Origin of the sequence: Pseudoneobacillus rhizosphaerae, assembly GCF_917563885.1 — a bacterium.
Taxonomy (GTDB): domain Bacteria; phylum Bacillota; class Bacilli; order Bacillales; family Cytobacillaceae; genus Pseudoneobacillus; species Pseudoneobacillus rhizosphaerae.
Genome location: NZ_CAKJTG010000006.1, coordinates 161,314 through 172,983, shown reverse-complemented (window position 1 = coordinate 172,983; position 11,670 = coordinate 161,314). Strand labels below are relative to the sequence as shown.

At 35.4% G+C, this 11,670-nt stretch carries 13 protein-coding genes; 2 read left to right on the top strand and 11 right to left on the bottom strand.

The annotated features are described in order from the left end of the window. Positions 1-21 precede the first annotated feature (21 nt). A complete protein-coding gene (locus LRP83_RS06840; RefSeq protein WP_230495942.1) occupies positions 22-312 on the bottom strand; it encodes a hypothetical protein in 291 nt (96 codons plus the stop codon). Positions 313-799: 487 nt separating this feature from the next. On the opposite strand from LRP83_RS06840, the gene LRP83_RS06835 reads away from it, so the two are divergent. Then, complete coding sequence (locus tag LRP83_RS06835) at positions 800-2,590, top strand: beta/alpha barrel domain-containing protein (protein ID WP_230495941.1); 1,791 nt, start codon at positions 800-802, stop codon at positions 2,588-2,590. Between the two features lie 26 nt (positions 2,591-2,616). On the opposite strand, the gene LRP83_RS06830 is transcribed toward LRP83_RS06835, so the two are convergent. After that, entirely contained in the window at positions 2,617-3,543 is a 927-nt protein-coding gene (locus LRP83_RS06830) for a LysR family transcriptional regulator (protein WP_230495940.1), read from the bottom strand. 83 nt (positions 3,544-3,626) lie between these two features. Here LRP83_RS06830 and LRP83_RS06825 point away from each other — a divergent pair, with 83 nt between their 5' ends. Next, positions 3,627-4,529 carry a PhzF family phenazine biosynthesis protein gene (locus tag LRP83_RS06825; protein ID WP_230495939.1) on the top strand — a complete coding sequence of 301 codons (903 nt, stop codon included), beginning with the start codon at positions 3,627-3,629 and terminating at the stop codon, positions 4,527-4,529. A gap of 293 nt (positions 4,530-4,822) precedes the next feature. On the opposite strand, the gene LRP83_RS06820 is transcribed toward LRP83_RS06825, so the two are convergent. The 9 genes from LRP83_RS06820 to LRP83_RS06780 all read right to left on the bottom strand — a co-directional run bounded on the left by LRP83_RS06820 (position 4,823) and on the right by LRP83_RS06780 (position 11,545). Beyond that, the gene (locus tag LRP83_RS06820; RefSeq protein WP_230495938.1) at positions 4,823-5,362 is read right to left on the bottom strand and encodes a hypothetical protein; all 540 of its coding nucleotides are present in this window, start codon (positions 5,360-5,362) and stop codon (positions 4,823-4,825) included. 245 nt (positions 5,363-5,607) lie between these two features. Further along, complete coding sequence (locus LRP83_RS06815; RefSeq protein ID WP_230495937.1) at positions 5,608-5,964, bottom strand: DUF952 domain-containing protein; 357 nt, start codon at positions 5,962-5,964, stop codon at positions 5,608-5,610. 260 nt (positions 5,965-6,224) lie between these two features. Continuing rightward, positions 6,225-6,608 carry a hypothetical protein gene (locus LRP83_RS06810; RefSeq protein ID WP_230495936.1) on the bottom strand — a complete coding sequence of 128 codons (384 nt, stop codon included), beginning with the start codon at positions 6,606-6,608 and terminating at the stop codon, positions 6,225-6,227. 218 nt (positions 6,609-6,826) lie between these two features. Beyond that, positions 6,827-7,312, bottom strand: coding sequence for a tetratricopeptide repeat protein (locus LRP83_RS06805; protein WP_230496005.1), 486 nt, complete (start codon positions 7,310-7,312; stop codon positions 6,827-6,829). Positions 7,313-7,462: 150 nt separating this feature from the next. After that, on the bottom strand, positions 7,463-7,876 hold the full coding sequence (locus LRP83_RS06800; RefSeq protein ID WP_230495935.1) for a VOC family protein: 414 nt from the start codon (positions 7,874-7,876) through the stop codon (positions 7,463-7,465). A 545-nt stretch (positions 7,877-8,421) separates the two neighbouring features. After that, positions 8,422-9,249, bottom strand: coding sequence for an IS3 family transposase (locus LRP83_RS06795; protein ID WP_230496004.1), 828 nt, complete (start codon positions 9,247-9,249; stop codon positions 8,422-8,424). Between the two features lie 38 nt (positions 9,250-9,287). Continuing rightward, entirely contained in the window at positions 9,288-9,584 is a 297-nt protein-coding gene (locus LRP83_RS06790) for a transposase (protein WP_230495934.1), read from the bottom strand. Positions 9,585-9,763: 179 nt separating this feature from the next. Then, positions 9,764-10,006, bottom strand: coding sequence for a hypothetical protein (locus LRP83_RS06785; RefSeq protein ID WP_230495933.1), 243 nt, complete (start codon positions 10,004-10,006; stop codon positions 9,764-9,766). Positions 10,007-10,777: 771 nt separating this feature from the next. Continuing rightward, positions 10,778-11,545 carry a hypothetical protein gene (locus tag LRP83_RS06780; protein ID WP_230495932.1) on the bottom strand — a complete coding sequence of 256 codons (768 nt, stop codon included), beginning with the start codon at positions 11,543-11,545 and terminating at the stop codon, positions 10,778-10,780. Between the last annotated feature and the right edge of the window lie 125 nt (positions 11,546-11,670).

Here is an 11,670-nt window from a genome sequence, read left to right as displayed (position 1 = left end):
AAACGTCAACCTAGCCTGTCTCTAGTTGTTTACCCAAGCAAAGGTAACAAGGGTATAGATAATAATTGTAAAGGTAATAGCAACCCAAGCAGTATTTTTAGCAGTATCTGAATCTCCATTTTTAATTTGCTTAGCTAAATCTACGCTTTTTACAACAAATAGAATACAAATTAAAGGCATTAGATAAACACCAATAAATGCTATAATACCAAAAAACATTCGTATCCCCCCAATCGTTAATCTTAATTCCAATACTTGGTAAATACTTATTCGTTTTACAAATTGAAAATTCCTTTTTAAGCCACTAATCATTTACTTGAATTCATTTTTATCAACAATATTGGGTTTTTCTTACAATAACTGTCACTTCTAGAAAAGGTGTAAGTAACTGCTCATGGACAGATGTATACGGACAGTAACTGAAAGCGAGTTTTCCCAATAAAGGTACATGATCATCTTGGGTTGAAAAATAAGCGGAGAAATTTCCCTTAATTTCGAAATAGAACTGAAAATAGCCTAATTAGACGGAAGGATTCCGACTATTTACTCTAAAACCGTCAAAATGAGGCATTTCGCTTCGTGTAACCGGAAATTATCCCCTTATATACCCGAATCCATCCCTATTTCGAAGTTTAACCGGAAAAACTCCTCTTATTTATAAAGGTGTCTGGCCCTGTTCGTAGTCAAATGTCCACGAATAGTGACGGACACCGAGTTTGAGCGGTTTTACGCTCCTTTTTACGATGAAACTTTCTCGAAATATGCTAAACTAGATAAAAATGGATGGAGGGGAGATTCAATGCCAGATTGGTCTTACCATACTTTATTCAAGCCTGTGCTACAGAAGCTGCCACCAACATTTAGTCGTGAGTTTATCCACCGTGGAATGAGCACTATAGCTTCTACATTAGTAGGTGAAAAGTTCATCGAATTTCTTGGACATCTATCTCCTTCAAAAAATATACAAAAACAACTATTTCATATTCCGTTTTCTACCCCTGTTGGCTTAAGCGGCAAAGTGGATCCCCAATTAACTGGACTAAAAGCTTTTCAAAACCTTGGCTTTGGTTTTGTCGAGATTGGACCGGTATCGATTCAAGGATCCATTGAAAATGAGGTCCTTCATGTTGATTTAAAAAAGGAACAGATTTGGAGCGATTCTCCCCCATCGATTCAGCTAACATCAGCAAAGATGAAATTAGCCTCGCTTAAGAAAAAGAAAATTCCCTTTTTTATTAAAGTTGAGGGAACTGAACTAGAAATCAAACAGATTTGTGAAGAACTTTTAGCTTATAGCGATGGATTTATCCTAAACAGCCAAGCTTTTATTTCGGAAACTCGATTTGAACAGTTTCGAAAAGACATAAAAAAACCCATTATCCTATCTTGTTCATATGATGACGTAGATCAAATAGATAAGGACTTCAAAGCAGATGGAATTCTCTTGGAAGAGGACGATTGCCCAGAAACCCTTTACAAACATCTCGTGAAAAAAAGGGAAATGGTTGGTGATGACATACCCATTATCACTTCAGGGGGAATCAGGGAGCCTTCAGATGCCATTAGATTATTGGAAAAAGGAGCTTCACTTGTTATGTTAGGCTATGACTATGTTTTTGCTGGTCCAGGTCTTCCTAAACGGATTAACGAGGCATACAGCAAAAGAACTATTCAGGAATCAAGGCAGACTGAAGGTTGGAAATGGTATTGGTTGTTTGGTTTTGCCATTATGATTGCTGGACTCATTGCGATGATTTTCAGTATGACAACCATTATACTCCCATACGATGAAGCCTTTTTAGGGCTATTTAGAAAAGATATTATAGACTATAACCCTCTCATTCTATACTTTATGGCTCATGACCGGATGACGCTTTCCGGAACGATGATTTCGGGTGGAATCATTTATATGCAATTAGCAAGGTATGGCATTAGATATGGGCTGCACTGGGCGAGGAAAGCCACGAACACTGCAGCTATTACAGGTTTCCTAGGAATTTTATTATTTATTGGCTATGGTTATTTTGATTGGCTACATGGCTTATTTTGGTTGATTTTATTACCTTTATTTATTATAGGATTTGTAAAATCACGAAATGCTACCGAATCACCATCAGGAACAAACCAATTCAATCATCCGTCTTGGAAGTGGAGTTTGTATGGGCAGCTTTCCTTTATCCTATTAGGGGCTTCATTAGCCGTTGGTGGAGTAGTAATCTCTTTCATTGGAGCTTCAAGTGTGTTTGTAGCTACGGATATAATCTATATTTGTATGACACCAGAAGTTTTGAATGAATTTAATGAACGTTTAATACCCGTTATCGCTCACGACCGCGCTGGGTTTGGAAGTGCCCTGTTAAGCGTTGGCCTACTAGTATTGATGCTTGCGTTATGGGGAATTCGTGAGGGAGAACGTTGGGTTTGGTGGACCTTCACAATCGGTGCCATTCCTGCTTTTGCAGCAGGGATAGCGACCCATTATTTCATTGGATACACCACCTTTATTCACTTGTTACCGGCTTATGTAGCGTTACTTTTATACGTGGTGGGAGTTATTTGCACAGGTCCATTTTTGTTAAAGCGAGCATAGAAAAATACGGGGACGGTTTTACCGCTTTAAAATGAAGCAGTAGAACCGTCAACATGTTTCACCAGCCAGCTATCTGTTTCGTTGATAAAGGCACGTACAATTGGAGTAACATTTTGCTTCGAACGTACAGCCAATCCAATTTCTCGAATTATTGGAGGATTCAACTGCTTAACCACTATATTCACCGAGTTTACGGATAGGATCATGGAAGGTACGATGGTGACTCCCAACCCTGACTCAACCATAGAGATAACGGTGGAATTCTCCAAAACCTCGAACTGCGTGTTTAGTATCCGTTTATTCTCTTGGAACGCATTTATTACAAGACTTTCACATCCCGATTTAAGCAAAAGAAACGGCTCATTATCTAACTGCTCTATTGAGATCACTTCTTGCTTACTCAACGGATGTGTTGCTGGTAGGACTGCAACCAATGGATCACTAACTATCACCATCATGTCTAATCCTTCGCAAGGGTTGGGAAGAAACCCCAGGTCAACAGCACCTGCTTTAATCCATGATTCAATCTCTGCATAACTTCCTTCTAGAAGAAGCAATTCTATTCCAGGATAGTGGTTACGAAATGCTTGAAAAATACCAGGAATGACTTTATTTGAGTAACTAGGAAATGCACCGATCCGTAATGTACCGCTTTGAACACCTTTTGTAGATGCAACTGTATGATAAATCTGTTCTATTTGGTTATCGATCTCACGAGCATGCACTAAGATTTGGTTACCGGTCTCAGTTAATTTCACGCCGTTGCGATTACGTGTAAAAAGAAGAACTCCTAATTCTTTTTCTAAATCAGCAATGGTATGGCTAACCCCCGATTGGCTTGCATGCAAAAGCTCCCCTGCTTTCGTAAAGCTGCCTGTCTTCACGACAGCAAGGAATACTTGTAATTGATACAAAGTCATTTTCTCATCTCGTTTCCATGAATTATTTTTCATCTATGATATGGTAAACGTTCATTTTACGTTAAAGTAAAACACCGTTATGATTATATTAATAAAGAAATGGAGTGATGAATGTGATGAAGCAAATACGAGTTTACCATATTGATGCGTTTACCAAAAACCCGTTTGAAGGAAATCCCGCTGGTGTAGTACCGGACGCTAGTGGTTTAACTTTAACTCAAATGCAAAAGATTGCCAATGAGTTAAACTTGCCCGAATCAGCCTTTTTACAGCCTTCAACCAATCCGAAGGCAGATTTTCGAATCCGTTATTTCACACCACAGGAAGAAATCAATTTCTGTGGTCACGCTACAGTCGGATCTGCCTGGCTGCTGGCAACGGAGTATGGATGGGCTGAAAAAGCAGACCACATCGTCTACGAAACGAATGTGGGTCTGATTCCCGTTCATTGGGAGAAAAGCGAAAACAAGATTAACATGGTGACCATGACGCAAATTTCACCTAAAGTGAAAAAAATGGAGTTTGATAGCTCAGAAATTGCTGAATTGGTAGGCATTTCCCCTGATCAATTGGATGACCGATTTCCAATAAAGCTTGCCCATACAGGAAACTGGCATCTTATTGTTCCTGTGAAAACAAATCAGGCTATTGACTCAGCGACACCGAAATGGGATCAGCTGGCGTTGTTAAATAAAATGCATTCAATTAGCACCACTCATCTATTTACCTTCGACGCAAAACCAGGATTTAACCTATACACCCGTGACTTTGCACCCGCAATCGGCATTCCGGAGGATCCAGTGACAGGAGCGGCGAATGGTGCTTTAGCCGGTTATCTTGTATTGGAAGGTATACTAAGTAAAGATGAAACTCATCAATTGACTATCGGTCAAGGTGATGCCATTAACCGCGCAGGAACCCTTTTTGTCACCATTATCCCTAGTGAAAACGATGTCATCATCAAGGTTGGGGGCTGCGCGCATGTGACGATTGAAGGAATGCTACGATTACATGAATGATGAACATATTTCTGGTATTTTCTTAAATTGAAAGATATAGAAAAAAATCCGCAACTGTTTGTGTTTGCGGATTTTTATTTTGTATGAAAATAATATTAAACGGGATAACCAAGTTTTAATGAATAAAAACTCGTGAATATTCTCGGCTTTCTAAATGAGCTATTTAAGCTACAATCGCCTTCGTTAGTAGCTTAGTATAAAGCATCAGTAGCACATAACCTTTCAAGCCATTCTTCAAAAGACATATCAAGTAAAATAAAAAAGAAACCTTTTATATAAAATAACTTTATTTTTTATTTAGCCTTACTTCTATTAGTCCTCTCATTTAACACTTTCACTACTGTTTTTATATCTTTAAAATAAATTGATACAAGTTTTGGATATTCATCGCCATCATTAATAACCAAATTTCCATTTTCTACCATTACGGATTTTATTTGTTTTATTGGAATTTTATATTTAATTTTGAAACCGTTATTATAAATGAACATTCTTTCATTTATGCTAATTCTCATTCTAACTAAACCAATGATCATAAAAATTGAGCATAATATTACGCTGGCCCCTAACACTATAACAATAACTTCTTCCCACCTAAGATAATATCCAATGGATCTAGAACTATTGATTCCAGCATATAGAAGGGAAATCCCTACTATAAGAACTAAACAAGCCATTGGATATAACCACCATAAAACTCTAAACTCCCCTTCAAATTCCTCTTCATTTATGCTTAATGTATCCTTGTCTTTTAAGAGAACCTTTGTAATTATACTAGGAACGATACTAATCAAAGTAAACATCAATATAGATGTAATGATTTCAACCTTCATGTTATTACCACCATTATTCAATCCCTTCTCCAGATCCTCCAATTAAAACTTAGTGAATTATGCGAGCAATATATTAATTCAACTTAAGTATATTAACTTCCTGCTAGTGTACTTAATTGCTCATGTTTATAAAGTGAAATCAACACTGTTATTATTGAGTTATAAAACTATCCTGGCCTTTTATTTCCTTACAAAAAAGGAACCGCCGCTGCGATCCCTCTAATTAACTTTAGCACCAGTTTAGTTTAATAAGAACTTAGTTGCTCCAATTCTTTGTTTGAAATAAAATCTCCATTTCTATTTTTTAAGAACGGTAAAACAGCAACAACTGAATCGAGATTTAATTCACCATAAATATGTGGGTATTCTCTTCCACAATTATCGTGGTCTTCCCACTTTATAACGGATTTCACTTTGTTTGTATCAATACATAATAGTAACAAAGATTCTTCAACCTCTTTAAAATTAGGAGCAACCCTCCAAAAATTTTCAATAGAAGAACAATGTATGAAGCCACAAGCATCAATAGATTCTCTTCCGTAAAATGAGTTTTCCTTGTCTTTATCCCACTTACTTTTAGTTATACAATGCAAGATAAACATCTTTTCACCTCATAGGCAGTTTTCTTAATTTTATATAAAAACTGCCTTGGAAAATATAGAGAATTTTTGTATTTTTAATCTTAAACTATACTTCCCTTAATAAAACAAAAACCGAGATTATATCAGAGCTGAATAAGATCCCGTATATTCTCGGCATTATTGGATTGATTTTTATGGTAGTTTAGCCCTTCGTTACTTCCTTAACAAATCGAATGAGTTTTTGCCATTTTCATTGGATTTATTTTCATTCAAAAAAAGTGTCAGTTCAAATCTTTCCCAAACTCAAAATTTGTTTCAATCTCCCAATGTTTTGTTAAAACGTTCCCTTTAGGAATAATGTAACCTATTTTAACTTCCTCCTTATCATTTTCAAAGATTAAAATGCCATAAGGCATATAATCGTAACGAAACCCACTGGTATTAGGATTAAAGGTCCTTGGACTATTATTTATTTGCGATATTAATCTATCAATCTCATCTTTATTTTCTATTACATCTATTGTTTTTCCCATTTTGGTAATTGTTAGCTTATGATAATTGCCTTCAATAATCTTGTGATTATAAAACCAAATTAATGTTAATATACTAACAATACAAGCTAGTAAAGTTATGCAAACAAACCACTTCCCTTTACTTTTACTCACCTTCCCCCACCTTTCTTACTAGCTATTAGTTCTTGTATTAACAAAAATCCTAATTCTACATAAAGGTAAAGTTCTATTTGATTCCATAAATCCACTTCTTTTTGAGAAGTTTTTAAGGAAGTTAAATTGCCCCTTAAATTGCAAAACAAAAAAGAAACACCTTGTGATCCCTCTATTTCACTCTAGCATCCATTACTTTAAGTACATCTTTTCACAAACTACTTCCAAATCTCATCTAATTTATTCGAATAAAAATCAATTACTTTTTTATATTTTGATATTTCATCATCGGTTGTTGTATCTATTAAGCAATTTAGTAACAACTCCATCGCTTTGCTATGTTCATTCAAATTATACAAGGTCATCGAATAGAATGTCTGAATAGCCCTGTTGTCTGGAAATGATTCTATCCCCTTTAGAAATATACTTTTTGACTTTTCATATTCTCCTAATGTCCTATATGTACTCCCTAATCCTAATAAGGCTCCTTCCAATTCCTTTGAAGACAACCCTAATTTGATTGCTTTTTCATAAAAGGGTACTGCTTTCGATTCTTCTCCTAATAAATCAAAACTCCAAGCACATTGATAGTTAATTGATGCATTATTAGGGAACTCCTGCACCAGGTTTATAAGTAATTCATTAGATTCTTTATGATTTCCACTCTTCCGTAAATCAACAGCCTTTTCTAATTCTATTACCACCATTTTCATCTCCTTTGCTTTGTCTGTTTGTTCCACTAAACTGCATCGTTAGTTGAACAACGTTATAGTTTATTTAAAGTTCACGTTAATTCCCCATATTGTTTCTTTGAATTGCTTCTACTAATTAAGAAAATTCAAGTTTATTTTTCTTTAGTTATTCAAATAGCTACAAAGTTCGATTAAAGTTCCATCAGTTGATGCGGGATTAACATAAATGAGCCTTCTTCCACGCGTGTTAGTACGTAGTGTGTCTTCTAGAAAACGAACTCCTTTTTTACTAGCCTCGAGTATTGCTTTGTCCAAATCGTCAACTCGATATGCAATATGATACACCCCTTTTCCTCTTTGCTTTATAAACCGAGCCATTGGAGAGTTCTTGTTGGTTGGTTCCAGTAATTCAATTACTTTATCATTGGTTCTGACAACAGCAACGTGTACTTCAACACCAGGTGTATCACTTGTATAACGGTCCTCTAATGATCCGTTTAATACATTAAGATAAAAGGGAAGAGCATCATCAATACTTCTAACAGCAATTCCAACGTGATCTAAAACATATTCCAATTTAATTTCTCCCTTCAATATTATTATCCTTCACCCTCAAAAAAATCATTTTGTTCCACTATCCTGCCCCGTTAGCCTTCCATGAAGCAGAACTTCACCACAAAAAATGTAAGAAAATGACGTTCTTACATGGTAGTAAAAAGGCTCTACTCCTTATTGAAGTAAAGCACTCCGTTACTTCCATAAGGTCATATCCTAATCCGAAAATTGGTTTATAAAAAGGAATATATGGCAGTACGAAATTGAAAACAAAGCAGGGATATATACTAAACTATCAAGGCGCCTTTACCTAGTCAAATTCACTTGTTAAATAATTATATAATGTTTGAAGTGCCTGTGCATTGCGATCCTAAAAGTAGACAAATATAAATTCGGAATGAATCATGGATTCAGTGCCGGCAAGGTCTTGTTCCCTTTCTCTTCTCATCTTTCCGCAGTGTCTCAGAACCCTGGTAGCCTGTCAAGGAAAGCACTTGACAGACTACCAGAATTCTGAGGTTTGGTCTGTAAGATGTTAAGGAGTAAATCTGGCATTTGCCCGTTTCTTAACTCGCTTTAGCATAGTAGGCAGGTGTCCTATAATTTAAAACCCCTTGGATTCGTCTATGATTATAATAGCGGATATAATCATGAACGATCTGTTTTGCTTCTTCTATACTTTTTACAACTTTTAGTTCTTTTCGTTCTGCTTTTACGAATGAGAAGAAGCTTTCAATACAAGCATTATCGATACAGTTAGCCTTTCTAGACATACTAGGATTTATCGTATAAGTTTCCATTAATTCTTTCCATCTATTAGAACGATATTGCATTCCACGGTCAGAGTGGATGATTAGTTTTTCATCAATTGCTCTAATTTCCAATGCGTATAAAAGGGAATCTTCTACCAGCTGAATGTCATTTATATGAGATAATTGGTATCCTACTATATAATTATCGTGAAGATCCATTACTGCAGATAAATATAATTTCTTGCTATCTATTGGAAATTCGGTTACGTCAGTTACCCATTTTTCACTCAATTTGGTAGTTGAGAAGTCTCTTTTTAAGAGGTTCGCATAAATATGACCAGCGGAAGGGATTGTTTTCCCACTAATAGATTGCTTTTTTTCTTTACGCGCTTGGCTTTTAAGGCCTAATTCTCGCATTAATCTTCTTACTATTTTCTCGCTTACATCGATATTATTCTTATCTCGTAGTACAGCGTGTATTTTTCTATATCCAAAGTTTTTATTATGCTCGTGATAAATTATAGTAATATATTCTTTTCGCTGCCTATCTAAGGAGGATTCCTTTTTCTTTTTTCCCTTAGTTTTCAAATATTTATAATAACCAGCCCTGGTAACTCCCAACTTTTCACACATTTTTGAGATGGGATATTTTGATCTTAGAGAATATATAGCTTCGAATTTTACCCTTTTGCCTCCCTTCTTTGGAGTTGTAAGTACTTTTTTAGCAATTCATTCTCCATTTTCAACTCTTTAATTTGTTGATCTTTATCGATTCCGCGGTAGGTTCTAATTTTTCTATTTAAGCCTGCTTCACCATAAGTATTATATTTTTCAACCCAAACATAAATATAATCTGGATCTACCACTTCTAGTTGATTTGCAACGATTACGACACTTTCTCCAGCCAACACTCTTTTAACAGCGCTTAGCTTAAGTTCGAGTGAGTACTTTTTATATGATCTTTTAGTAGACATCATTTATCCGCTCCTTTTTACTTTTATGGCCAAAAAGTCCCGAATATAGACGTGTCTACTATAGAGGGCGCAATTCACTGTCACTACCCGAATTTTCTTGTTTCATAGATTGTTTCACAATGATTAATTTCAAAAGGAGTATCAAAAGATATGACGCTCCTTTTTGCTGTTATTTTTTCCAATTAGTAAGGAGAGTATGGAATATCATAATTAGGGTATTGTGAGTATGTGTAAGTGTATGTGGTGTATGGGTATAGATAAGGCTGATAATAAGGATAAGGTGGGTAATAATATCCAAATCCAGGTCCTGGAGCCAATAACGCACCCGTAGCAAGACCTCCTAAGAAACCTAATCCTAATCCCCCGAATCCGGACTGAGGTCTTCCAAAGACATATCCAGGGAAAACGCGTTGATAATTGGTCAAAGCAATTCCTCCTCTATTAATATTCAATAAAGGATATGCATGAAAGCCTAATATGATTGGGTATTTGCCCCAATTGCAAGTCGTAAAAGTCTAGAGGATCCACTTTCAACAAGACGTTATGTATTAATACAAGGTGTGGATGGGGTAACAAGCAACCTTTTCAACGATTTCAATAAATAATTCATTAAAACTATAAATACTTATAACTACTAAGTTGCTGCATTAAATAAAATTAATAAAAGAGCATGCGCCTCTTTTTCGCAGAAGCTGGTTTCTATGAGGATATTGTGACATATGCGGAAAAAGTTGTGAACTTCGCGGAGATCCTCAATGGACAGGGTTAAACGTTCTATTTTTCAAACCAAATATTGCTTTTCGCTATCATTTATCGACTGAAACTATTAAAAACACGAAAATACTCCAGCTAACAAGGATATCGATAAGGATGGAATGATAGATTCAAATGTAGCAAAAATGTACATGTCACCTTCATTAACATCACAAGTTACTTTGTTAATTGGATATCCAAATCGCTTCAAGATAATCGCATCACAAAATGGATTCTATCAAATCCAGTATTAAGGTAAGACAGGCTGGGTTTGGGGAGAGCCGGTACTAACATTTAGACCTTTACCAATTAAAGATGGACCAGGAACTTTTTCTGGTTGACCTATTGGCTCATACCTTGCCTTTAATTTTAAAAGTGGCTTAATTCATATAATAATACTGATCCCTAAGGGAGATTAGCCTTCGTTAGTTTTATAACTTTATCTAATTGCCAGGAGGCATATCGATTGATTTTTTCGATTTGAGATACGGTGTAATTTTGTTGTATGGTATTACTGTTTCAAAATGGTTACCCAAAGCAAATGCAACAGGCATACTAAGACCTAAGCCATCTGGTTTGAGGTAACTTTGAACTGCGTCAAATGAATCTGCAAGCTTAAATTTTCTTTCTGTGGAGTGCAAATCAACTGTTCTGAGATCTTCCACTATGCTCACCATATCTGGATTTTGCTTTTTTGCAGCCTCAAAATAAATTTTTTTAAAGTTATCACTTATTGTGTATATATCAAAGAGTTTGATTTGATTTCCATTTTTCACATCGATATTTAGTGTAAAAAAATTATGGTTTGGGTGAGCTGCCGTTTTTACATTTCCAAGCCCCTTAAACACTATGCTGATAATTGATTGGTTCTGAAAAGATATATTATAGTCCAAAGTTAAATCTAAATCGGAATAATCTGATCCATACATTTCAGATATATATTTTCGAATATGGTTTTCAATCAGCTTATTCGATTGTTCAAACCCTTTCCCTTGTAAAGTTGGGTATTTTATAACAATATGACTATTACGATCTGAATTTGTATATGCACTGTTTAAAATAGTATAGGTGCCACTATCTGTTGATTGAGCAGTTGCTTCAACACTTTTTTCTTTAGCAGAAATATTCACCGATTGTTGTTTTAAAGTTCCGCAAGATACCAATAATAAAGTGCCTGAGATTATAATCATTTTAGATAATAATTTTTTCATTTTACAGTTGCGCTCCCTTTATGAAATTACAAACTAATTATACTGAATTTTTGGTTTTAAGTAAGTAACCTGTCCCTTTAATTCCTTAACAAACAAAAAGATCCAAGATACGCTAAGGATTTGAT

Excerpts from the sequence above, each read along its gene's own strand:
- LRP83_RS06815 (WP_230495937.1), bottom strand. The coding sequence starts at position 5,964 with ATGTTTATCTTGCATTGTATAACTAAAAGTAAGTGGGATAAAGACAAG.
- LRP83_RS06790 (WP_230495934.1), bottom strand. The coding sequence starts at position 9,584 with ATGATGTCTACTAAAAGATCATATAAAAAGTACTCACTCGAACTTAAG.
- LRP83_RS06825 (WP_230495939.1), top strand. The coding sequence starts at position 3,627 with ATGAAGCAAATACGAGTTTACCATATTGATGCGTTTACCAAAAACCCG.
- LRP83_RS06830 (WP_230495940.1), bottom strand. The coding sequence starts at position 3,543 with ATGAAAAATAATTCATGGAAACGAGATGAGAAAATGACTTTGTATCAA.
- LRP83_RS06820 (WP_230495938.1), bottom strand. The coding sequence starts at position 5,362 with ATGAAGGTTGAAATCATTACATCTATATTGATGTTTACTTTGATTAGT.
- LRP83_RS06840 (WP_230495942.1), bottom strand. The coding sequence starts at position 312 with ATGATTAGTGGCTTAAAAAGGAATTTTCAATTTGTAAAACGAATAAGT.
- LRP83_RS06835 (WP_230495941.1), top strand. The coding sequence starts at position 800 with ATGCCAGATTGGTCTTACCATACTTTATTCAAGCCTGTGCTACAGAAG.
- LRP83_RS06780 (WP_230495932.1), bottom strand. The coding sequence starts at position 11,545 with ATGAAAAAATTATTATCTAAAATGATTATAATCTCAGGCACTTTATTA.